At 53.5% G+C, this 24,720-nt stretch carries 17 protein-coding genes; 10 read left to right on the top strand and 7 right to left on the bottom strand.

Annotation, left to right across the window (positions count from 1 at the left end; translation table 11 throughout):
• The first annotated feature begins 53 nt into the window (after positions 1-53).
• From J7619_RS11280 to J7619_RS11260, 5 genes are all read left to right on the top strand, one after another.
• The gene (locus J7619_RS11280) at positions 54-3,203 is read left to right on the top strand and encodes a TonB-dependent receptor (RefSeq protein WP_291198008.1); all 3,150 of its coding nucleotides are present in this window, start codon (positions 54-56) and stop codon (positions 3,201-3,203) included.
• A gap of 17 nt (positions 3,204-3,220) precedes the next feature.
• The gene (locus J7619_RS11275) at positions 3,221-4,900 is read left to right on the top strand and encodes a RagB/SusD family nutrient uptake outer membrane protein (protein ID WP_291198006.1); all 1,680 of its coding nucleotides are present in this window, start codon (positions 3,221-3,223) and stop codon (positions 4,898-4,900) included.
• 71 nt (positions 4,901-4,971) lie between these two features.
• On the top strand, positions 4,972-6,537 hold the full coding sequence (locus J7619_RS11270) for a glycoside hydrolase (protein ID WP_291198003.1): 1,566 nt from the start codon (positions 4,972-4,974) through the stop codon (positions 6,535-6,537).
• 92 nt (positions 6,538-6,629) lie between these two features.
• Positions 6,630-7,943 (top strand): hypothetical protein, encoded by a 1,314-nt coding sequence (locus J7619_RS11265; protein ID WP_291198001.1) that lies wholly within the window; start codon positions 6,630-6,632, stop codon positions 7,941-7,943.
• Positions 7,944-8,049: 106 nt separating this feature from the next.
• Positions 8,050-8,610 (top strand): RNA polymerase sigma factor, encoded by a 561-nt coding sequence (locus J7619_RS11260; protein WP_291197999.1) that lies wholly within the window; start codon positions 8,050-8,052, stop codon positions 8,608-8,610.
• A gap of 120 nt (positions 8,611-8,730) precedes the next feature.
• On the opposite strand, the gene J7619_RS11255 is transcribed toward J7619_RS11260, so the two are convergent.
• A complete protein-coding gene (locus tag J7619_RS11255) occupies positions 8,731-8,877 on the bottom strand; it encodes a hypothetical protein (RefSeq protein ID WP_291197997.1) in 147 nt (48 codons plus the stop codon).
• A 76-nt stretch (positions 8,878-8,953) separates the two neighbouring features.
• Here J7619_RS11255 and J7619_RS11250 point away from each other — a divergent pair, with 76 nt between their 5' ends.
• From J7619_RS11250 to J7619_RS11235, 4 genes are all read left to right on the top strand, one after another.
• Positions 8,954-10,123: a FecR family protein gene (locus J7619_RS11250; RefSeq protein WP_291197995.1), complete on the top strand. Its 1,170-nt coding sequence runs from the start codon at positions 8,954-8,956 to the stop codon at positions 10,121-10,123.
• 205 nt (positions 10,124-10,328) lie between these two features.
• A complete protein-coding gene (locus tag J7619_RS11245; RefSeq protein WP_291197993.1) occupies positions 10,329-13,274 on the top strand; it encodes a TonB-dependent receptor in 2,946 nt (981 codons plus the stop codon).
• 105 nt (positions 13,275-13,379) lie between these two features.
• Positions 13,380-16,256, top strand: a complete 2,877-nt coding sequence (locus tag J7619_RS11240) for a PQQ-dependent sugar dehydrogenase (protein WP_291197990.1) — start codon at positions 13,380-13,382, stop codon at positions 16,254-16,256.
• Positions 16,257-16,273: 17 nt separating this feature from the next.
• Positions 16,274-17,215 (top strand): sugar phosphate isomerase/epimerase, encoded by a 942-nt coding sequence (locus J7619_RS11235; protein ID WP_291197988.1) that lies wholly within the window; start codon positions 16,274-16,276, stop codon positions 17,213-17,215.
• Between the two features lie 76 nt (positions 17,216-17,291).
• Here J7619_RS11235 and J7619_RS11230 read toward each other — a convergent pair whose 3' ends face one another.
• Genes J7619_RS11230 through J7619_RS11210 form a run of 5 tightly spaced genes read right to left on the bottom strand, consistent with a single transcriptional unit; the run spans position 17,292 to position 22,716 of the window.
• Positions 17,292-19,046 carry an alpha-L-fucosidase gene (locus tag J7619_RS11230; RefSeq protein ID WP_291197986.1) on the bottom strand — a complete coding sequence of 585 codons (1,755 nt, stop codon included), beginning with the start codon at positions 19,044-19,046 and terminating at the stop codon, positions 17,292-17,294.
• A gap of 46 nt (positions 19,047-19,092) precedes the next feature.
• Positions 19,093-20,349 (bottom strand): L-fucose:H+ symporter permease, encoded by a 1,257-nt coding sequence (gene fucP / locus J7619_RS11225; protein WP_291197984.1) that lies wholly within the window; start codon positions 20,347-20,349, stop codon positions 19,093-19,095.
• Positions 20,346-20,702, bottom strand: a complete 357-nt coding sequence (locus J7619_RS11220; RefSeq protein ID WP_291197982.1) for an L-rhamnose mutarotase — start codon at positions 20,700-20,702, stop codon at positions 20,346-20,348. The genes fucP and J7619_RS11220 overlap by 4 nt, the downstream gene beginning before the upstream one ends.
• A gap of 3 nt (positions 20,703-20,705) precedes the next feature.
• Positions 20,706-21,470: an SDR family NAD(P)-dependent oxidoreductase gene (locus tag J7619_RS11215; RefSeq protein ID WP_291197980.1), complete on the bottom strand. Its 765-nt coding sequence runs from the start codon at positions 21,468-21,470 to the stop codon at positions 20,706-20,708.
• Positions 21,471-21,489: 19 nt separating this feature from the next.
• The gene (locus tag J7619_RS11210) at positions 21,490-22,716 is read right to left on the bottom strand and encodes an enolase C-terminal domain-like protein (RefSeq protein ID WP_291197978.1); all 1,227 of its coding nucleotides are present in this window, start codon (positions 22,714-22,716) and stop codon (positions 21,490-21,492) included.
• Positions 22,717-22,993: 277 nt separating this feature from the next.
• Between J7619_RS11210 and J7619_RS11205 the strand changes: the two genes are divergently transcribed.
• A complete protein-coding gene (locus J7619_RS11205) occupies positions 22,994-23,872 on the top strand; it encodes an AraC family transcriptional regulator (RefSeq protein ID WP_291197976.1) in 879 nt (292 codons plus the stop codon).
• 93 nt (positions 23,873-23,965) lie between these two features.
• Here the strand turns inward: J7619_RS11205 and J7619_RS11200 are convergent, their stop codons facing one another.
• Positions 23,966-24,556, bottom strand: coding sequence for a hypothetical protein (locus J7619_RS11200; RefSeq protein ID WP_291197974.1), 591 nt, complete (start codon positions 24,554-24,556; stop codon positions 23,966-23,968).
• Between the last annotated feature and the right edge of the window lie 164 nt (positions 24,557-24,720).

Here is a 24,720-nt window from a genome sequence, read left to right as displayed (position 1 = left end):
CCTGCCGTCGCTGTGAACTGATCGGCATCCAATTATTCAACTTTTACAGCTGTATGAAAAAAACTTTTTACAGAGGTGATGGGCCAGCGTTTCGAATGGCCCCACGTGTAGACATCCGCGCCGCCTTTCAGGTGACGTGTTTTTTGCTGCTCTTCGCCTTAACCTCCCTTTCAGCGTTTGCGCAGAACACTTTTAACGTGAAAGGTACGGTCACTTCCGAAACAGGTGAAGGCCTGCCAGGCGCGAGCGTAATCCTGAAAGGCACTTCTACTGGTACTACCACCGACGTGGATGGCAAGTATTCGCTCAATCTGCCGGATGGCAGCGGCACGCTCGTGTTTACTTACATCGGTTATGTGAACCAGGAAATCGTGGTGGGTAACCGTTCCCAGCTGGACGTGAAACTTGCTCCCAACGACAAAATTTTGGACGAAATCGTAGTCGTAGGTTATGGTACGCAGAAAAAAGCCACATTGACGGGCTCGGTTTCGGAAGTGAAAGGAGCGGACATCGTGAAGAGCCCGCAGCCTAACCTTTCGAACTCCCTCGCAGGCCGCTTTTCCGGATTTGTGGCCAACAATCGCGGCGGTGAGCCGGGGTATGATGGTTCGAGCTACACCGTGCGCGGTTTCGCGACGACGGGTAATAACGATGTACTCATTGTCGTGGACGGGATCCCCGGCCAGGTAGGTGGGCTCGATCGCCTCGATCCGAACGATATCGAGAGCATTTCGATCCTGAAAGACGCTTCGGCGGCTGTTTACGGAAGCCGCGCGGCCAACGGGGTGATCCTCGTAACCACCAAACGTGGTACCACGGGCAAGCCGGTCATTTCTTACAGCTTCAACCAGGGCTTTTCGTCGGCTACACGCCTGCCCAAACTCGCTAATGCGCCTACGTATGCGACGATCATGAACGAGATCGATTACTATAACAACCCATCGGGCGGGATGAACCAGCATTATTCGGCAGAGGAAATCGAGAAGTTCCGCAATGGTTCCGACCCGTTGAACTACCCGAATACCGACTGGCAGAAGGAAGCGCTCAAAAATGTTGCATTGCAGAACCAGCATAACCTGGCGATCAACGGTGGTACGGATAACGTGAAATATTACGTGTCGCTGGGTACGATTTACCAGGATGGTTTGTACAGAAACGGAGCGACAAAATACAAACAGTACAATTTCCGTTCGAACATCGACGCCAATGTGACCAAGGATTTCAAGGTAAGTCTGGGGCTGTCGGGCCGGCAGGAGAACCGTGCTTTCCCGATTTCGTCGGCAGGAAATACATTCCGTTCGATTTACCGGGCTTATCCGACGGTGATCGCACAATATCCCAACGGCCATTACTCCACCGGCGTCGAAAACCAGAACCCGGTGGTGTTGGGAACCGATATGGGCGGTACCGTGCGCAACCCAACTTCGATTTTCAATGGTATCCTGCGCGCGAGCTACAACCTGCCGTTTGTCGACGGTCTTTCCGTGGATGGGTTTTATTCGGTGGATAAATCGTTTGATTTTTCAAAATCGTTTAGCATTCCCTACACGCTTTACAACTACGACAAGAACTCAGGTGCTTACACGGGCGTCGTTACAGGCGGTTCGGCGGGGGCGGCTTCTTTGAGCCAGTCACAGAAGAACATTACCAATATCACGCAAAACCTTCGTTTGAACTACCTCAAAACATTTGGCAAGCACAATATCAATGCATTTGTCGCATATGAGCAGAACAAGCGAAGCGAAGCTACTTTCGGCGCATCGCGGATTAACTTTCCGACATCTTCGACACCGGAGCTTTCGCAAGGTGGCGCGGCTGCAACCGACAAGAACAACTCGGGTAGCAGCTATAACTTTACCCGCCGGAGCTACATCGGCCGTTTGGCATACAACTTCAATGAGAAATACCTGGCCGAGGTGCAGGCGCGTGTAGATGGTTCGTCGGTTTTCCCGAAAGGCAAACAATACGGTTTCTTCCCCTCTGTTTCGGCAGGTTACCGCATTTCGGAAGAAGATTGGTTCAAAAACAGCGTCAATTTCATCGACGATCTGAAATTCCGTGCTTCCTACGGAACGTTGGGTAATGATAATGTGGGCCAGTTCCAGTTCTACAACAACTATTCGTTTGTGAACCAGTACGTGCTGGGCAGCAATGTGATCGCTTCCGGTATCGACCTTACCAAGCTGGCCAACCCGAATATCACCTGGGAGACTTCCAAAAAACTGGATATTGGTTTGAATGCGGTGTTCCTGAAAAACTTCAATATCGAGGTGATCTATTTCAATCAGAAAAGATCGGATATCCTTGCCGCGAGAAATGCTTCTATTCCCAATACTTCGGGAATCGTAAACCCTTACAAAACCAACGACAATACCCCGCTGGTGCCGGACGAGAACCTTGGAAAGGTGAACAACACCGGGGTGGAAGCGACTTTGGGCTACAACCATTCGGGCAAGTTCCGCTACAACATTTCCGGAAATGTTACTTATGCCAAAAGCAAGGTGATTTTCATCGACGAAGCGCCTGGCGCCCTCGACTACCAACGTCAGACGGGTGGCCCGCTTTATACCAACCTCCTGTACAATACCCTCGGTATTTTCCGTTCGCAGGCCGACCTGGATGCCTATCCGCACGTGAAAGGCGCGCAGCCGGGTGACCTCATCCTCGAAGATTACAACAAGGACGGCAAAATCACGGCCGACGACCAGGTACGCAGCAAATATGGAAACGTGCCTTTGCTGACCTACGGTTTGACCTTCAATGCAGGTTACGATGCATTTGATGTGGCTGTGGTGTTTGCCGGCCAGGGCATGGTGAGCCAATACGTATTGCCTGAATCGGGCCAGGTAGGTAACTTTTACAGCAGCTGGGCCGACAATCGTTGGAGCCCGAGCAATCCTGATGGATCATACCCTCGCGTGGACACCCGCGCTTCTTCGTCGATCAACGGTGGTTTGTATGCTAATAATTTCTGGTTGAACAACGCGTCGTTCGTTCGCTTGAAAAACGTGGAGCTGGGCTATACGCTGCCTAAGGAGGCATTGACGAGGCTGAAAATTTCGTCGCTGCGTGTCTATGCGAGCGCATTCAACCTGTTTACGATCACCGGCGTGAAGGACTACGATCCGGAAGGTAACAACCCCAGCGGCCAGTTCTACCCGCAGCAGCGCATCCTGAACCTGGGCCTCAATATCAAATTTTAATGGAAATCATGATTAACATGAAAATAAAGAGCTTCACATTACCAGCCCTGGCCGCGGCAATGATGCTTTCGCTGTCTGCTTGCGACCAGAACTTCCTGGATGTCGTACCCACCGACCGTGTGTCCGATGCCTCCATTCTCTCCGATTCCGTACTTTTTGAAGCATACGTTACCAACCGCTACATGGGCGTTCGCCTGACCGACAAGGAAGCGGAAGGAACATTGCCGGGCTTTGGCCGCGGTTTCGAATATGCGATGTGGTCGTCGGTTACCGATGAATCTATTTACAACAACGACGACAACACCTGGCTGATCCAGCGGGGGCAAATTGCACCGGAGAATACCGGTATTGCCGGTACTTTCTGGGGCCGCAGCTACCGCAGCATCCGGGAGATCAACTATGCCCTGGCGAATATCGACGCCGTGCCGATGAGCGCCGGTCGCCGCAGCCGCTTGAAAGGCGAATTGCAGTTCATCCGCGCATTCCGCTACCACGATTTGCTGCGTAACTACGGTAAAGTCGTGCTTTTGGGTGATAAAGTTTATGAAGTAAGCGACGATCTCACAAGCCCCGAGCTTTTCCAGCGGGCGGAGATCAAGGCTGGTCTCGACTACGCGATCGCACAGCTTGATGAAGCGGCTGCATTGCTGCCGGCGTCGAACAACAATAGTACCTGGAAACTGGGCCGCGCTACCAAAGGTGCCGCATTGGCATTGAAGGCCCGTCTGGCACTCTATGCCGCCAGCCCGCTTTACAATGCCGGTACCTGGCAACAGGCAGCCGCAGCAGCAAAAGCGGTGATGGATTTGAATAAATACAGCCTCTACACCGGCGGTTACGGCCATCTTTTCACGACTGCCGACAACCAGGAGATCATCTTCGGCCGACTGTATGCGGTAGGCGCCCGCCACGTGTGTCTTGAAATCTCGAATGGCCCGAACGGCTACAATGCATGGGGCGGTAACGTGCCGACGCAAAACCTGGTGGACGACTATGAAATGATGGACGGTACGCGCATTAACGACGCCAATACCAGCTACGACGCGAAAAATCCATATAAAAACCGCGACCCGCGTTTTTATGCCACTATTCTGTACAATGGAGCTCCTTATCGCGGCAGCACCGTGGAAACATTCACGCCGGGCGGAAAGGATAGCAAAGACGGCCCTTCCAACTGGAATACTTCGAAGACCGGTTATTACCTGAAGAAATTCATGAATGATAACCTGCCTATCGATAACCCCTGGGATGTGGCAGGTACACAAACCTGGATTTACTTCCGTTATGCGGAGATATTGCTGAACTACGCAGAGGCGCAAAACGAAGCTTCCGGCCCGGATGCGAGCGTGTACGCGGCTGTGAACGCGATTCGCCAGCGCACGGGCGTAGGGATGCCCGCATTGCCTGCGGGCCTCACGCAGGCACAGATGCGCGAGCGCATCCGCAACGAGCGTCGCATTGAGCTGGCGTTCGAAGAACATCGCTTCTATGATGTACGCCGCTGGAAAATTGCCAGCACGACCGAAAATGCCCCGGCTTACGGCGTGGAAGTAGGCAAGAGCGGGAGCACGTTTACCTACACCCGGAAGGAAGCGCTTACCGGCCGGAGTTTTGCCGACAAGCAATACTGGCTGCCGATCCCGCGCGCCGAGATCCAGGCTTCCAACAACCAGCTCGAACAAAATCCGGGCTATTAATGCCCATCTTCACTCCCGGTGCCTCAGTCGCCGGGAGTTCTTTTTCTATCCATTCCCTGACAGACCATTTCATGCAAAATTCTCAACACCTGGGAACACTGTTCCTTGGGCTTCTTATGGCTACGTCCGTGAGCTGCAAGGGCAGCGAGCCTGTTTCCGAAACTGTGGTACCGGCGACGGACGCGACGGTGACAATCCGCGTCGATCCTTCGAAAACGTATCAGACCATCCGCCATTTCGGAGGCTCCGATGCCTGGGCCTGCCAGTTTGCAGGCAACTGGCCGACGGCCAAGAAAAACGGCATTGCCGACCTGCTTTTCAGCACCGATACCCTGGCCGATGGCCATTTGAAGGGCATCGGACTGTCGCTGTGGCGGTTCAATGCGGGGGGAGGTACTGCCGAGCAGGGCGAAGCGAGCGGTATCCGCGACGAATGGCGGCGTGCCGAATCCTTTTTCGCCGGCGACGGTGGTTACGACTGGAACAAGCAGGCCGGACAAATGTGGTTTCTGAATGCCGCAAAGGAGCGGGGTGTCAACGAGTTCCTGCTCTTTCCGAACACGCCGCCCGTGCAATTCACAACCAACGGGAAAAGTTATGCGACCAACGGACAGCCGAACCTGGCCTCGCAGCAGTTTGATAAATTTGCGGGGTACCTGGCCGACGTGATTGAGGGCGTGCGCAAAAAGACCGGCATTACTTTTCAATACATTAGCCCGGTAAACGAGCCCCAGTGGGACTGGAGTGACGGAGGGCAGGAGGGAACGCCCTATTTCAACAACCAGGTAGCCGCTATTACCCGCTCGTTGAGCGCGGCACTTTTGAAGAAAAACCTCTCTACCCAAATCAATATCGCCGAAGCCGGGCAGATCGAGTACCTGTACTCGGAGCATAACCGCCCCGGCCGGGCGAGCCAGATCAATGCTTTTTTTGATAAAAACAGCAGCGACTACATCGGTAACCTGCCGAACGTGGTTCCCGCGATTTCGGGACATAGCTATTTCACCACTTCGCCTTACAAAACGGCAGTGGAGAAGCGCAAACAGCTCTCAAACGCGCTGGCGGCAGTGCCGGGGCTTGAATTCTGGCAGTCGGAATATTGCATATTGGGCGATAATGAGGGTGAAATAAAGGGAGAAGGCCGCGATTTGGGCATTACTTCCGGGCTATACGTTGCCCGAGTGATCCACAACGATCTGGTGAACGCGAACGCAACGGCCTGGCATTGGTGGCTCTCCGTTTCGCCGTATGATTACAAGGATGGTTTGGTTTACATTGATAAAAACAAAACCGACGGTCAGTACCAATCTTCCAAAATGCTTTGGGCGCTCGGTAATTTCAGCCGGTTCGTACGCCCGGGCGCGCGGCGTGTGGAGGCATCCAGTAGCCTTGGTACGGATGGGTTGCTGGTTTCTTCCTATTTGAATACGAACAATGAGTTGGTAACTGTCATTGTAAACAGCGATAATCAGGAGAGGGAGGTTCAACTGGCTCTCGGATCGGGGCAGCAAACGCGCTTGTTAAAAGCCTATGAAACCTCTGCCCAAAGCGATCTGGCTCCTGTGAAGGTAAGCGGTTCAAACGGGAAGTTTTTGGTAAGAGGGCGGAGTATTGTTACTGTTGTCAATAAAATGTAGCACAGCAGCATTATTTGGCATAGTTTTGGGCGGGCTGGTTCTTTGGGGGCGGCCCGCTTTTTCGGTGCCACAACCAAATCCCTGAGACACTTATGCACACAAAAAACATCCTTGCATTGCTTGCAACGCTGCTGCTGATCGTGGCAGCCCGTTTATATTTTGTGGAAACCTTCGCCATTCCGCTACCGTACTGGGACCAGTGGGACGCCGAGGGCGATTTCCTCCTCAGGCCATGGATCGAAGGGCGGTTGCAACTCCGCGAGCTCTGGCAGCCGCATAATGAACACCGTATTTTCCCCACGCGTCTGCTGTCGCTACTCATTTTCAATATCACCGGGGTGTGGAATAACCTCATCGAAGCGCGGGTGAATATCCTCGTTGCAGCTTGCATTCCACTCATAATCCTGCTGTTTTTAATACGGCAAAAGGCATTGAGCGGCCCTCGCTGGCTGATTCTGATTGCAATTGTTGCCCAGTTTTCGCTTCCTTTTGCCTATGAAAATTTGCTGGTCGGTTTCCAAAGCCAGTTCTATTTCCTGATCATTTTCATGCTTTTCGCGATCATGCTGGCTATACTGTATCCCGACCGTGTGCCGGCGATGGCCGGAGTGGCGGTACTGTCATGGCTAAGCGTGCTCACGATGGCCTCCGGCATCCTCACGCCGCTTGCAGTGGCCGGTGTATATGCGCTACAATGCATTCAAAAACGCGAAATCAACTGGAAGCAAGCAGGTTTGGCAATCGTCCTTGTGGGTTTTTCGGCAGCTGGGTATGCCATTATGCCGCAGATCGAAGCCAACCAGATTTATCGGGCACGTAGCGTTTCGGAGATTTTCGAGGCGCTGCGATTTATTCTGGCCTGGCCGGGGCGGGAAAATTGGCTGACCGCGCTGGTTTTGTGGTCACCGGCTTTGGGGATGGTGCCGTGGCTCCTGCGTAAGCGTGCGCTCACCCGCGCTGACCTGCTCATGGCCGGGTGCGTAATGTGGTCGCTCGCGCAGGCGCTCGCGATCGCATATGGGCGCGGGCAGTCGATGGGGAGCGTGTCGTCGCGCTACACCGAGCTGTTCACTCCCGGACTGATCGGCAATGCCTGGTTTGCGGCGCGCTTTATGGATATTACAATTAAAAACTGGCGGATTACCTGGCTGGGCGCAGTCTTTTTTGTGGTATTCGTAATAGGGCACGTCACCCGCCTCGACCACGACATGAAAAATGTATACGAATCGTACAACAACTCCCTGAAACAGGAATCGAATGTACGTAAATACCTGGAAACCGGTGATCCATCGGTGCTCGTCCAGCCACAATTCGAAATCCCGTATCCCGATTCGATCCGTTTGCGGAGCCTGCTCGACAACCCGACGCTGCGGAACATCCTTCCGCCGGCGGACCATGGACGATAGACCGTCGGCCGTCAAAACTTCCCCCTTTCCGACAAAATAAAAATTGTTTAATTATATAAAAACCCGTAGGATTGCACTCCGGATACAACTGACGTACCTCTCCTGAATGCAATCCCATCCCGAAAACAATGCTGATGACGCCGACTTGTGGAAGTCGTTTCGCGCCGGGGACGATGAGGCATTCGGGCGGATCGCGCGGCATTACTACAAAAGCCTTTTCAGCTACGGATCGAAATTTTCGCGTGACCGCGAGTTTGTCAAAGACTGTATCCAGGACCTTTTCATGGAACTCTGGGCCAAGCGGGAGACGATCGGGGACACGGCGTTTGTCAAATTTTACCTGCTCAAATCGCTTCGCCGGAAAATTTACCGGGAAAGCCAGCGCCAGCAATGGATCAGTGAAGGCGAAGAGCTCGATTTTTCCGCCGAGGCCAGCGGCGACGCGTCCATCGAAGAGCATATCATCGAAATCGAAACCAGCGAGGCGATGCTTAAAACGCTTAATCAGCAGATAAATCTTCTGACCCGCCGCCAGCAGGAGGTAATCTATCTCCGTTTCTTCGAAAGTATGGATAATGAGGCCATTGCACAGGTAATGGGGATTTCCCGGCCGGCCGTTGCCAATCTGCTTTATCGTACGATCCAGGAGCTCAAAGATCGGCTGTAAGCGCTGGCACGCTCGTGCAAAGCTCCCGCTTTGCACACACCATTCGCAGGCCTCCGGCCGGTCGATAGAGCAAAAGGCGACATTGCAGCATCGACCGGCCGGAGGCCTGCGAATAGCAAGTCACGAAGGTTCACCTTCGCGCCATTTCGCGATGTTAGGCCTGGCGTTGTTTTCTACAAACAGGTTGCCCTCCGGGGCGGTATATGTCGGTTGCCTTAACCTGATCTCACATGTTTCCTCCTTTCCTCCATCCTCCCTTTCCTCCATTCTAGAAAAATTTTTGAAATTTTTTGATTATTCCAATGCGTATCGTGCCTATGTATGATTAGAAAACAATTATAACATGGATCAGTACCAGGAATACACGCTTGAAGATTTCGTCCTCGACGCCCGCTTTCAGGGCTGGGTGCGGAATCGCGAAGCTACGGATGCGGTGTTCTGGCAGCAATATATCGACGCAAATCCCGCGCAGGCGGTCGACATCCAGAGCGCACGCAAGCTGCTCGACAGCGTTTACCGGCATTACCGCACCGATATCGACGAGGCGGAGATCGATCTCGAAATTCAGGGCCTGCTGGAACGTGTCAGGGCGGAGAAGCGGCAGGTTTTGAGGGGAGGAATTGAGGAAGGGGAATTGTTGACTGTCAGTGGGTCAGGTGTTGTTGGGGAGTCGGGGCGTGTGGTTACGCTTGCGAGGCCGTGGTATGCGGGTGTTTGGGTGAAGGTGGCGGCTTGCGCGGTGCTGGCGATCGGTTTGGGATGGGTAGCATGGCAATATTATTGCTTCAATTGCGGATATAACGGACTTGTTTCGGGCAAGGAGCTGGTTGAACGGGTGAACACCTCGGAGAAACAGCAGGTGATCCGGCTCATGGACGGGACGCAGGTGGTGCTGTACCCACAATCCAGACTGAGTTTCGCTGAAACATTTCCGGCAGACCAGCGTACTGTGTACCTGTCGGGCGATGCGTATTTCCAGGTGGCCAAGGACCCGAAACGGCCATTCCTGGTGCATACGACGGACCTGGTGACCAAAGTGCTCGGTACCAGCTTCTTTGTACGGGCCAGGGATGCTTCGGATAAGACATTGGTAGAGGTACGGGAAGGAAAGGTTTCAGTTTTTAAACAAAAAGAATTCGCGGTGCGCAAGAATGTGCAGTCCAAAATGCCGAACGGCATGGTGCTGACGCCCAACCAGAAGCTGATCTTCGAACATGCCAGCAGCGAAATGCGCAGGACGCTGAGCGACAACCCGGAAATCGTGCCTTCCGACAATCCGAAAACATTTGAATTTGTAAATACACCCGCTTCGTCGGTACTGAGCGACATCGAAGAGGCTTACCAGATCGACATCATTTTCGACCGCGATGTCATGAAGGGATGTCCCGTGACGGCGTCGCTGGGCGGGCAGCCGATGTTCAGCAAGCTGAGCATTCTCTGCGAGGTGATCGAGGCGCGGTATGAAGTGCTCGACGGCAAGATCGTCATTTATAGTAAAGGCTGTAAAAGCTAGAAAACCCTTTTTTGCCCATTAAAACCCCGGATGCCGATGCGTATATAGAAGAAAGTAACCACAAAAAAAGAGTCGGACAATGCTACCAACATGCCCGACCCTCATGAATCCCCATATTTGTTTTCGACCGCAAATACTATCCATCCAAAGAAGGATAACGGGGATTGTTTTATCAAAATCTAACCTCAATAAAACAGTCAAATGTATGAAAGAAGCTTTTAAGTTTCAATTTATTTTCAGAGTCATGCGGATATCGCTGTGCCAGTTTTTACTTGTGGGATTGTGGGCGCTTGGTACAGCCAGGGCGACCGATGGCCAGGCGCAGGCGCTTTTGTCCAAAAAAGTGACCGTGGATATCCAGGAGCAGGGGATCGAGCATGTGCTGGGGAATCTGGAAAAACAGGTGAACGGAAAGTTTGTGTACAGCGCCAAAATGATCGGCAGCGATCGGAAGGTAAGCGTGAAGGCGGCTCAGAAGCCACTCTATAAAGTTTTGGATGAAACATTGAAACCGCTCGGGCTGCATTACCGGGTGACGGACAACCTGATCATTATCAGCCGGTCGGATAAATCGGCGGGCGGTCCTGCGACAGGTATCCGGAGCCGGGCGGCGGGGTACACCGTGTCGGGGAAGATCACCGACGTCTCGGGCGAGACGCTCAGCGGCGTAACGGTCATACTCAGTTACAATAACCTGGGTGTGGTGACGGACATTAACGGGACTTACAGTTTCACCGACATTCCCGATGGTACTTATACGTTGAACGTCACCAGCATCGGCTTCACGGCTATTAAAAAGGAAATACAGGTAGCGGGCCAGGACGTGCAGCTGAATATCGAAATGAAGGACGACATTCTGCAATTGCAGGAAATCGTCGTGACGGGCGGTAACCCGAAGAAAAAGATCGAAAGTAGCGTGGCGATCACGACTATTAACAATAAAGACATTCAAACCCGCGCGCCGTTGAACAGTACCGACCTCCTGAAAGCGATCCCAGGCCTGACAGTGGAAAGTACTGGAGGCGACGGGCCAGGTAATGTGTGGGTGCGCGGTTTCCCGCAGCAGGGCGGTTATATTTTCCTCGGGATCATGGAAGATGGTCTGCCGGTATTGCCTACCGGTTTTAACTCGATACCTTCTGTGGATCAGTATTATAAAACCGATTTGACCATTAAAAACATTGAAGCCGTTCGCGGTGGTAATGCGTCGATCGTGATGGCCAATACGCCCGGCGCGGTGATCAATAACCTCAGCTACACCGGCGCGGATAAAACTTATGGCAAGTTCAAAGCTACCACCGGCCTTTCGCAAGGCCTCTACCGCCTCGATGGCAATGTCGGCGGCAAGGTAAGCGATCAGATCCGCTACAACATCGGCGGCTTCTTCCGGACCGATAAAGGCATTGTCCCGCCGGGCTACACAGCCAACCAGGGCGGCCAGTTGAAAGGTAATATGACTTTCAATTTCAAAAACCAGAAAGGCTTCGTACGAGTCTACGGAAAGTACCTGAATGATAAGGTACAATGGATGCTGACGAGCTTTTATCCCTATGACGGAACCGGCAAACCTACCAAAACAGACAATTTCGACATGGTAACCCAGTCGCTGGCAACGGTAGATACTAAATTCAGCTATACCGATGCCAATGGCGTGACGCGTAACTATGATTTCGCCGACGGTATTCACACCAAGCAAGGCTCGGGCGGTTTCCAGTTCAACTACCTGCTCGATAACGGCTGGGAAGTGAACAACAATTTCCGTTACCAGCACACCAACCGCACCGTGACGGCGGGTATTCCGGCCAGCATTATAACCTATAACGGATCGACACCTTATTATTACCTGGATGGCTCTGAGGCCGGTTTGAAAGCGGGTGACAGGATTGTGAATGTGACCGGCATCGGCCAGCAGGGTAAGGATGTGCAGATCGTTGATTACCTGGATTTTAAAAAGTCGATCAGCAACCATAATGTAGGCTTCGGCGTGGGCATTCACCAATTCAACCGCAACGACGGGCCGAACTACAACTTCTCTTACCAGCAGGAGTTTAAAGAAAATCCCAAAAGATTGCTGACCTCGCCGACAGCCGCCAAAATCACGGCTACCAACCTGGCCACGGTGATCGGCGACACCCGTACATTGTCTGCCTACGCATCGGACGAGATCACATTGAACCCAAAATGGCGCCTTGACCTCGGCGCTCGGGTCGATAACCAGAACGTGGATGGAAAACGTCCGTTCTACGCATTCAAAGCCGACGGCACACCTGATTACAGTAAAGGTGCCGGCCTGACGATCGCCGGCTACACCGATTATTCCGAAACGATCACCAACTGGGCGGCTACGGCAGGTTTGAACTACAAAATCAACAATGAAGCGGCGCTCTTCGCACGCGCTACCCGTGCCTACAACGCGCCTACGATCGCGGATTACAACGCCACCGCGTACGATCCCGCGAAGATCAAGAAACGTCCTGTGTACCTGGGTGAAGTGGGGGTGAAGTATGCGAAAAACGACTTTTCACTGTTTGCTTCTGCCAGCTATTCCGCGATCAAGAATGTGTCGTTGTCCATTACCGTGCCGACCATTTCCTCGGGTAACCAGGTTCTCGTAGCATTCGGTTCGACCCGTACTTACAGCGCTGAATTCGAAGCGTCATACAAGCTGACCAAGGCCCTGAGCCTGCGCTGGACAGGTACTTTGCAGGATTCGAAATACACCGATTATACCGCTAACACGAACACCAACTCGGCCATCGTGGCGATCCTGGGTGACACTACTTATAGCTTTACAGGCAAACGTACCGAGCGTGTCCCCGTTTTCAATACCGAATTGTCGGCGACTTACGATTATAAGAAATTCAACATCTACCTGGCAGGAAACTACATCGGATCGCGTTTTACGTCCCCGAGCGACAGCTACAAGCTGCCGGCCTATGTACTCATGAAAGGTGGTGCGGGTTATAATTTTACGAAGGCGATCAATGCCCGTTTCTGGGTGGATAACCTGCTCAATGCAAGGGTGTTGACCGAAGGTGATGTGCGGGGCGACCAGTTCCGCAACTTCGCCGCCGTAGAAAAAGGAACAATGATGCCGGGCCGCACAATTCTCCCGAGGAGTTTTTGGCTCTCGTTGTCTTACGAGTTTTAATGCTGATGGATGAAAGGAGGGTGGGGGCCTGGCCCCTGCTTTCCGCTTTTGATGCGCATTCAATGAAAGTCATATATTAAATGGTTCACTTTGATGTACATACCTATGCTCAAACCTATCCCGCTCAAAAGCTTTACCTCCCCGGTCCGATGGTCGGCCAGGCTGATCACCATCGCTGCCCTTGCCGCATTCACGATGCAGGACACTATCACCAAGCCTGACGAAAGCCGTTTTACGCCGGTAGTCCTGGCCGACAACCTCGACGAACCGATGGCATTCGAAGTATTGCCGGATGGAAGTTCCTACATTATCGAGCGGAAAGGCACTCTGAAAAAGTACAATCCGTCGACCAAAACGACCGAGCTGATCACGACGATCCCGGTGAATACGAAGTATGTGAGCAAGGAAGGGGTTTCCCGCGAGGCGGAAGAAGGTTTAATGGGCATTACCCTCGACCCGAACTTTGCCAAAAATCATTGGATATACCTCTATTATGCCCACCCGACCGAGAAAAAGCACATTCTCGCCCGCTGGGACCTGGTGGATGACCAACTGGTTGAAAGTACGAAGAAAGTGGTGCTCGAAGTGACTACCCAGCGTGAAGTATGCTGTCACACCGGGGGCGGCATGACCTGGGACAAAAATGGTAACCTGTTTCTCACGGTAGGCAACAATACCGGTAATGACAAAGCCGCGCAAACCGACGAACGTCCGGGCCGCGAGAGCTGGGACGATCAGGGACATGCCGGTAATACCAACGATTTGAGAGGTAAAATTCTTCGCATCCACCCCGAGGCAGATGGTTCTTACACCATTCCGGAAGGGAACCTTTACCCCAAAGGCACGGCCAAAACCCGTCCCGAAATTTACTCCATGGGCCACCGTAATCCATGGCGTATTTCAGTGGATAGCAAGACGGGCTACATTTACTGGGGCGAGGTAGGGCCGGATGCGAACGAGGATTCCGAGATCGGGCCGAGAGGTTATGACGAGCTGAACCAGGCACGCAAGCCCGGTAATTTCGGCTGGCCGTGGTTTGTGGGCAACGATCAGGCCTTCCCGGTTTTTGATTATGCCAATAATAAGCCCGGCGAGAAGAAGGACCCGAAAAACCTGGTCAATACCTCGCCTAATAATACGGGCCTGAAAGAACTCTTTCCGACCGCGCCGAGCTTCATTTACTATCCTTATGGTGTGTCCGAGAAATTCCCGCAGGTAGGTTCGGGTTCGCGCAGTGCTACGGGCGGCCCGGTTTATCACCGTTCCGATTTCAAGGCGCCGAAGCGTCCGTGGCCGGCCTACTATGAAAACAAATGGATTGCCGCCGATTTCTCCCGTGGCTGGATCATGGCTATTACCATGAATGCACAGGGGGATTATGAATCGATGGAGCGCGTACTACCGAGCTATCACCCGGTGCAACCGATCGATATCAAATTCGGACCGGACGGCGATTTGTACATCCTCGAATACGGCAGCAACTGGTTCCGCAAAAGCGACAACTCGCGGCTCGTACGCATTGAATACAATGGCGGTAACCGTAAACCGTTGGTAGCAGCCTCGGTAGAGAAAAAAGGCGGAACAGTACCGTTTGAAACAGTTTTGTCCTCCAAAGGCACGAAGGATTTCGATAACGATGCATTGAAATACAGCTGGAAGGTAACCAGTCCGGGTGTGGCACCGAGGGTGTATCCGACCGAAAACCCGAAGGTGAAATTCGATAAAGCGGGGGTTTATACCGCGACGCTTACTGTGACGGATTCCAAAGGGGCCAGCAACAGCCAGTCCGTGCGCATTATCGCGGGTAACGAGCCCCCGAAAGTGGCGATCAAACTGGATGGTAACAGCACATTTTTCTTCCCGAACAAACCCGTCGGTTATGCGGTAGGTATTTCGGATAAGGAGGATGGCAGCACTGCCGACGGCAAAATCAAGGCTGATCAGGTGGCTGTGAGCATCGATTACACCGCCGAGGGCTTCGACTATGCCGAAGTGGCCCAAAGCCAGCGCAGTGTCGACGCTACTACGCAATTTGCCGTTGCGCAGACATTAATGACCAAGAGCGATTGCAAAGTGTGCCACCAGCCGAACACCAAGTCGGTAGGGCCGTCATTCGCTGACATTTCCAATAAATACAAGGCCGATCCGGGCGCATTGGATAAGCTGGTGAAGAAAGTACGCGAAGGCGGATCGGGCGTTTGGGGCGAAGTGGCGATGGCGGCGCACCCGGCATTACCCGTAGCCGATGTGGAGGTGATCGTCAAATACATTCTCAACAGTACTGAAAAGACGCTTTCGACATTGCCTTTGGAAGGAAAGTACACCCCGCAAATCCCGAAAACGGATAATGGCAAAGGCTCGGTCATCATTCGTGCCGCCTATACCGACCGGCCCGTGGGCACTACCAAGGCAGTGCCGGCCCAAACCACCGAGGAGATGATCGTGCTCCACAGCCCCGAACTCAATGCAGCGGAAGCGCCGATTACAAAAGGGGTGGAAACCAAGGCACTGGGTGTAGCCGGACAAGGTTTTGCCGTGGTTGCATTTGAAAACAGCTACATCGCATTCCCGTCCATCGACCTTACCGGCATCGATTCCCTGGAACTGAATGCTGCCGCCCAGCAACGCGAAGGCAGTGTAGGCGGAACCATCGAAATCCGCCTTGGCTCACCGACGGGTGCATTGGTGGGACAGTACAAGTTATCGGTAGCAAAGCCAGTGGACATGGCCAAAATGATGGCTGAACTGGAAAATGGGGCTAAAAAGGAAGCTGCCCCGGCTGCCGGCGGTTCTTCCACGGCAGGCGCCGCTGCTCCCAAAGCACCCGCGGCAGCTCCGCGTAACCGTTTTGCCCAGCCACCGGTGCGCATCGGCATTCAACCGACTACCGGTAAGCAGGATGTGTATTTCGTATTCCGAAACACGGAAGCCAAGCCCATCGAGCCGCTGATGTCTTTCTCCAGAATCAAGTTTAAAAATTAACCTCAAATATTGAAACAATGGATAACAGCATAAACAGAAGAGATTTTCTCACCCGCGCAGGTGCATTGGCCGCCGGTACCTTCATGTTGCCGTCCCTCGCCGAAGCCGCTCGCCAGGCAGGCATTACGCTCGCCGAAAAGCCGGCAGGTATCCAGCTTTTCACGGTTTTCGAAAAAATGAATACCGACCCGAAAGGCACCTTGGAGCAAATCGCGAAGATCGGCTACAAGGAAATCGAGTCCGCATTCAGCACGAGGGGTAAGTATTATGGCTACGAGCCGAAGGAGTTCAAGGCGCTGGTGGAAAGCCTGGGCATGACCTGGCGTGCACACCATGCCCTGGGCGCACCATTTAAAATGCCTCCGGGACGCAAGCTGCCCACCGGCTCTGACGGCAAGCCCATTACGATCCCGCCGATGAAAAACCTCCGCGACAACTACCAGGAGCTGGTGGACGACGCGGCCTCCGCAGGCCTGAGCTACCTCGTATGCGCGAGTACGCCCGTGGGGACGACGGACGAGATCAAAAGTTCGATTGAAGTATTTCAAAAAACCGGCGAAGCCGCGAAAAAAGCAGGCATTCAGTTCGCCTACCATAACCACGCGACGGAATTCGACCCGGTGGATGGCGGTAAAACGCCTTACGAACTTGTTCTGTCGCAAACCGATAAGGACCTGGTGAAAATGGAGCTCGACCTCGCCTGGGCTACCAAAGCAAAAAAGGATCCCGTCGCGCTGTTCAAAGAGCATCCGGGCCGTTTCCCGCTCTGGCACGTGAAGGATATCAAGGCAGACCTTTCGACTATTACCGCCGTGGGGACCGGCGTAGTCGAGTTTAAGCGCATTTTCGAAGCGGCCCAAATCGCCGGTTTAAAGTATTTCTTCGTGGAATACGATCTCGCGCCGGGCCTTGATACGGTGGAAACTTGTTATAAAAACCTGCAAAAAATCCTGGCCTGATGGTTTCAGACCGGGATTTCAGAGCACACGTCAATTCATGCGTGTGCTTTTTTTGCATTTAACGCAGCCGTTTCGGTCAGGGAGCGGGAGGAAACAACTGAAATTCATTCACGCCGAAATAGCCGTGGTAATCCTGGATGGCCAGTCTGAATTTCTGCGCTTTCACGGGTGCGACGGTTTTGTCCCAGTCGCCCATTTTCGTGCCCTGCGCCAGCGAAACCCATTCATTTCCTTTCAAATACAATACTTCAAATTTCCTGATCTCCGACTGCCCGTACCTCGATTCGCCGAGCTTGATACGGCCTACGGTTTCCGGCTTGCCCAGGTCTACTTCCAGCCAGCCGGTTGGTTCGTACAGAGCCATGATTTCGGGCGATTGATAATGCAATTTCTGGCCGTAATACTTCGAGAAATCGACGTCCTTCCGGCGCCCGATCTTCCAGGCTGTTTTGGGATTGTCGTCGAATGCGGCTGTCGCATCGTGGTAGAACTGGCCCACTGCGCTCGAAGCCGTAGCCTTGTGCGCGTAGGCGAGGGAGCCGCTGGCAGGCAATGGCATGGTCGGCGCGATGGTCGACGCGTCTCTGTCGAGCGTCAGCACGGCAATGGTTGCGATCGGGTCAATTTTGCCCGCCGGGTAGGAAAGGCTGATGCTTTTGTTATTTTGTGTAAACTGAACGGGCGTGCCGTCGAGCAGCTTTGCACTCCGTATTTTGGCTGGAATGGCAGGTAATGCTAGCGTTGTTTTGCCGGCGTTCAGCAAATGCACGAACACCTGTTCGCCCCGATAGGAGCTCACATAATCGGGTGCCGGGGTAAATACACCGCCTTTGGTATTGTAAATGGCCGTCTGGTTTTTTGCGATCCAGTCACCCATTTCGCGTGCCCTCGTGGCAAAATTGGCAGGGAATATGCCCGTACTGTCGGGGCCTATATTGAAAAGCAGATTTCCATTGCCGCCCACACACCGCAGCAGCGTATGCACCGATTCTTTCAAATTGCGGGGCTCGTCGCCAAATCGCCAGGCCCATTGATGGCCCATGTTGGTGCAGGTTTCCCAGGGTACTTTGCCATAACCGGCCACAAAGCCTTCGGGTGTTGCGTAGTCGGCGTATTTGCCCACATAAGCGTGCGACTCGTCGGGAGTGAACGGTTCGAGGCGGTTATTGATGATGATCTGCGGTTGCAGTTTGCGCGCGAGGTCGTACACTTTTTGGGGCTCGACGGGCGTCGGCCAGCCTTCGTAGTCGATCCACAGCAGGCTGATCTTGCCATAGTTGGTCAGCAACTCGCGCACCTGTTCGAGCACCCGTTCGGCGAAAATGCCGTTGGTTTGCGGGTTGCGGCAATCGGGGTCCTTCCAATCGGCCACAGAGAAGTACCAGCCGATGGGCATATTGGCCTCGTGCGCGGCCTGCGCGAGTTCTTTGCACACATCGCGGCCGAATGGCGTGTGCATGATGTTGTAATCGTTGGTTTTGGTGTCAAAAAGCGAGAAACCATCGTGGTGCTTGGCCGTGAGTACCATGTACTTCATGCCGGACGCCCTGGCGAGCGCCACCCATTCTTTGGCATTGAAGCGGGTAGGGTTAAAATCCCGGTAGAGCGAGTCGTATTTAGCCTTGCCGTAACCCTCGCGTGACCAGCTGATTTCCTTCCCGATGCGAGAAACCGGCCCCCAGTGAATAAAAAGGCCCATTTTGGCATCCTGCCACCATTTCAGGCGCTGCGCCTTCGGCATTTCAGTTTGTGCAAATGCGGGCAGCGTGAATGCTGCAAGAAGGACTGCGGTTAGTGGCACTGCGGTCAGTCGCACTGCGGTCAGTCGCACTGAGAATATTATTTTTTTCATCATCATAAAAATTCAAATCAATGCTTTAAACCTGCGTTGCGCTTGCGGGCACAGTCGCGTGCCCCGCCCGTGCGTAATACACGAGGTAGAGGTAGCAGAACACAGGTACGATAAATGCTTTTTGTATACCAAAACCATCAGACACCAGTCCCATGACCGGCGGGATCACAGCTCCTCCTACAATGCTCATGATAATCAGCGAAGAGCCGGTTTTGGTATAAACCCCCAGATTTTTAATGCTGAGGGTGAACAAGATAGGGTACATCACGGAAGTGAACAAGCCCACCAGCGACAATGCATACACGGAAATATAACCGGTGGTAGTCATTGAAATACCCACCAACACCAGCGCTGCCAGCGAACAGAATGCGAGCGTCGCCGGAGGGCTTGTGCGGCGCAGCAGGTAAGCGCCGGCCAGCCTCCCGGTAAGCACCAGGGCCATGTACAAGGTAATAAACAATGCCGCGCTTTGCTCGGTAAGGCCCGGTATGCCCGACGATTTCGCATAGCGGATCAGAAAACTCACAACCCCCACTTCCGCGCCGAGATAGCAGAATACGCCCAGCGCCCCGAGCACGGTATGGCGGAATTTCAGGATGTCCCGGATGCTGCCGGCATGACCGTCTTCGCCTTCAATTTTGGGTAATTTCACAAAGTACAATAGCAATCCGATGGCCAGAAACAGCCCGCCGAGGCTCAGATAGGGCGTTTTGACAAGCTGGGCCTCGGCATTCAGGTAATGGCCGAGCTGCTCCGCATTAAACTGAGATACGGTTTCCGGCGACACTTCCGTGGCGTGCAGCAGGTAGCGGCTGCCGATAAACGGTCCCAAAGTGGCACCCACCGAACCCACCGCCGAAGCAAGGCTTAGCCGGCTGGAAGCGCGCTCAGGGTCCCCAAGGACGGAAATGTAAGGCGTGGCCGTCACTTCCAGAAATGTGAAACCGGCCGCCATGATAAACAATGCGGCCAGAAACAACGGATAATAACGCGTATCGGCCGCAGGAAAGAACAGAAATGCCCCTGCCGCCGCAGTGAGCAGGCCGGTAATCATGCCCGCCTTGTAGCCAAAACGGCCAATAAACTGCCCCACCGGCAATGCCAGCAGGAAGTACCCGCCAAAAAACGCCGACTGTACCAGCGACGACTGGAAGTCGGTAAGCTGACAGGCGCGTTTCAAATGCGGGATCAGTACGTCGTTGATGTTCCGGCTGAGGTTCCAGATAAACATCAGGCTCATTACGACCAGAAGCGGTACTACCACGGCCTTGCTGTTTTTCATTGCAAATGGTCGTTGAGTAAAAACACCGGTTTCATCACTGCCCAATGCTCGCCGGCGGCGGTTTCGGGCAGTTTTTGCTGGAAGCTGTCCATCCATGCAGCCCATTCGTTCTGGCGGGGCAGGGTAGCCATTCGGTCGAATGCGGTTTGGAGGTCGGTACTGTCGTCGTGCTCGACGATCATGAACAGGTGCCGCCCGATCCGGTAAATCTGCATGTCGGTAATGCCCGCGTTGCGGATGCCGACCGGGATTTCGGGCCAGATGTTTCCCGGCGTGTGATGGTGCTCGTACGACGCGATCAGATCGGCATTGTCGACCAGGTCCAGGGCCATGCAGGTTCTCTTTGTTGCCATATTTTATCTTTTGTAACCCAATTCAGCCCCGCCGCTCACGGGCATGATGCAGCCGGTCACAAACCGCGCCGCGTCGGATACCAGGAACAGGGCCACGTCGGCGATCACGTCGCCTCCGGGGCAATCGCCCAGCGGATGGATGTTGTTGAGGTACTGTTCTATTTCGTTGGTATTCGGTTGTTCGTTAGCCCATTTGCGCAGCATGGGCGTCCACACGCCGGCGGGGCACACGGCATTCACGCGAATGCCGAAAGGGGCATAATCCAGCGCCATTGCCTTCGTTAATGCGCTCATCCCGCCTTTGGTCGCCACATATGCAGCATGGTTTTCCTGGCCGATCTCACCCACCATGCTGCTGGTATTGAGGATGTTGCCACGTGTTTGTTTCAGGTATTCCAAACCATATTTCGTGGTATGGTAAACACTTTTCAGGTTGATCTCGAAAAGGCTGTCCCATTCGTCATCGGAAGTCTGGTCGAGCGGTTTGGACGGGCTGGCGATGCCGGCATTGTTGTGGATCACGTGCAGGCTGCCAAAAGTCGATACCGTTTTTTCGATAGCATTCTTAATGGTTTCTTTTTGCCTGACATCGCCCTGCAATGTCAGCAATGTGTCGCCGCCAAACTGTGTTTTCAGCTCAATCAATGCATTTTCATCGCGGTCGAGCACGCTTACGCGGGCGCCTGCCCGCAGGTAGGCGGTCACGCATTCGCGCCCGATGCCCGAGGCTCCGCCGGTGATGAATATGGTTCTGTTGGTCAGATTCATAATGCTGTTCCTATTGGTGTCAATCCTTCAAATCGCTGCTGCTGCCGGGTACTTGCGGCACCTGGTAATAGCCGCCGGCGATTGCTGCCGGATGCACAAAATACGAGCGCAAATGCGGAATATGCTCCAAAAACAAATTCTCGTGCCCCATGCCGATATGGTTGAACAGCACCAGGTGCTGGTGTACCTGCCCCATATCGCCCACGTGCGGCACCACCGGTATGCCCATTTGCCGGGACAACAGGCTGATTGTGAGGAATTCCGATACGCCGCCAACACGCACGGCGTCCACCTGGCAAAAGTCCATTGCCCTGGCCTGCAAAAAGTTTTTGAATATCACTTTGTTGGGAATATGCTCGCCGGTAGCCACTTTGAAGGGCGCTATGGCGCGTGCAATCGCCTGGTGGCCGATCACGTCGTCGGGGTGCGTGGGTTCCTCGATCCAGAACGGGTTAATGTCCCCCAGTTTTTCGCAGACAGACAATGCCTCAGGGAGGTTCCATTTCTGGTTGGCATCGACCATGATGGTAGCGGCGTCCCCGGCCGTTTCGCGGATCAGCGCCGCGCGGCGGATATCGCGTTCCGGGTCCTCGGAACCTACTTTGAGTTTCAGTGCATTGAAACCGCTGTCCATCGCCCTGCGGGTATTGTCGACAATCTTTTCATCCGGATAGTTGAACCAACCCACCGATGTATCATAACCCTTATAACCGGTTGAAAGCACGCCGGCGCGCTCGCTTCTGGAAGGCAAATGCGTTTCGAGCAATGCAATGGCCTGGTCGCGGGTGAGTACTTCTTCCAGATAGCTGAGATCGAGCGTGTTCACGAGCTGCGCGGGCGTGAGGTCGAGCAGGAGCTGCCACAGGGGCACTTGTCGCGATTTGGCCCAAAGATCGTAGCAGGCATTCACAACGGCCGCCAGGGCGAGGTGGATCACGCCCTTATGCGGCCCAAGCCAGCGAAGAGAGGGCGAATCGGCCATGCGGCGGTATTCGCGGCCGAAATCGGCCATCAGTTCTTCAATTTCCCGGCCTTTCAATGCCACGGAAATGTATTCGATTGCCTTACATACGAGATCCGTGCCCGCGCCGAGCGTGAATGCGAGGCCGACGCCGGTCACGGGAGAGTCGGTACGCAGGTAGCAAACAGCGTAGGCATACTGCGGGGTGGTGTGCGTGGCGTCCGAACCGACCCCGTCGGGGAGATCGAAGCGCCTGTCTTTTATTGCAATGGAGGTAATGTACATGTTTTCGGAATGTCAATATGATACCAGTGTTGGTTGGGATGGACAAGACTGGTTGAGTGAAATGGTAAATACCTGTAATAGTGTTTAATTGAGATACCTATCAATGTTTTATTTTAATCTAATGTTAAAAATGGTTCAGGAAATTTGGATGCGAATATTTTGAGCACTTGGTTTGTTGCTGAATTTGTACAAAATTATGCGTGATAAGTCCTGTAAGTTAATGGCGGATTGATCACTTGTAATACTATGTTTGCGTAACTATTCCAACTCCCGACCTATGAAAGCGACCTACACCCTGCTACCGGAATTTGCGCCCTCGCAGAAGCCTTTTGTGGTTAAGAAGATTGTCAGGCCGTATTTTTCGACCGATTTCCATTTCCATAAAGAATGCCAGCTGGTGTATGTGCTTTCGGGCTCGGGTACCCGCATTATCGGCCATTCGATCGAGCGGTTTGAGGAGGGGGACCTCACATTTGTCGGCCCGAATGTACCGCACGTCTGGTACAGTGAATCCAAATCCGACGGACCCGCGCCCGAGGCCATTTCCCTGGCGCTTTATATCAACCCGGAGATCGTCTGCGAGCATTTGAATGCGCTGACGGACACACAGGAGCTGCGGCACTTTTTCAGGGAATCGGAGCGGGGGATCCGTATTTGCGGCGAAAAAAAGACATTGATAACGGAAATTTTAAAGCAAATGCCGGCGCAACAGAATCGCCAGGTAGGTATGCTGGCCTCGTTCCTGCAAATCCTCGACCAGCTGCTCGACCCGGATGAGCTCGTATGGCTCAACGCGCCGGACCCTCTTGCCAGCTATACCGGCCAGACGTCCGGCCGCGTACCCAAGCTGATGCATTTTATCCAGCAGAATTTCAAGGAAGATATCACACTCCGGCAAGCGGCGTCGGTAGCGGGCTTGCAGATACACTCTTTTTGCCGGTTTTTCAAAACATTGACCAACCGCACCTTCTCCGATTTCCTCAACGAGGTGCGCATCGGCTTTGCCTGCAAGTTGTTGCAGCAATCGGACCTGCCTGTGACCCAAATTGCGCTGGAATGTGGTTATACCAATATTTCCTACTTCAACCGGTGCTTCAAGAAGATTAACAAAATGTCGCCCAAGACATACAGGAGTGCGAGTGTGGCTAAAAACTAAGCTACCCGCCAATGGATGACGGGTAGCTGTAAACGTAAATGGTAAGATTATCAGCGCATCCAGCGCCGTGCTTGACCCGGACCGGGCGCTGAGTTATAGTGCAGAGCCAACGAGGCTTACGATGCTGCCCAGTTGCTTCGACGATGCCGCTGCCGCCAATTTGGCTGCCGGGCCCTTCTTGTCCAACCCGGACACGGTTTTGGTCGCTTCGCCCAGCAATCCGTTCAGTTTCGTTTCGTTGGAACCGCCCAGAATCGAGCTTCCCGCCTTGATCAGCCCCAGACTGCTGGTGAGCCCTGCCGCATTGCCCAACAGGCCCGATTCGCCTTTTCCGAGCAATCCGCTGATCCTGTTGGCGCCGATCAGCATTTTTACGGCGTTAACCACCTTGCCCAGCGCGCCGCCCGACAACTTGCCCGACGAAGCGAGCGGGATCATGCTTTTAAGGTCGCCGGCCTTGCCCAGCAGCTTGTCTTTCAGGCTTCCATCGGACGATTTGGCTTCTTTTTCCAGAGCGGAAACCCCTTGGGTAAGCGCATCAGCCGTTCCGGCTTTGTCCCCTTTTTGTGTCAATGATACTGCCTTGTCGAGCAGGCTTTCAACGGAAAGGCCCTGCGCAAAGGCGTTGGACGCACCTGTAAACAGAAGTAAAGAGGCTGCGAGAGAAAAGAGGAAACGTTTCATAGTGGTTTTAATAACAGATGTGTTTAAATGGGCGGCAAAATAGGCAAAAAAACAGGTTTTTCAGGATTTTTTTCAACAAGATCCATTGTTTCGGCGTCGAATTTCATCGGTTAAGTAAACAAATAGTTAGTGTTGGCGGACACACGCTTGCGACGCTCTGACTA

This window comes from Dyadobacter sp. (genome assembly GCF_017744695.1).
Classification (GTDB): domain Bacteria; phylum Bacteroidota; class Bacteroidia; order Cytophagales; family Spirosomataceae; genus Dyadobacter.
Note: the sequence above shows the minus strand (reverse complement) of the source record. Positions and strands in the feature narration are given on the sequence as shown.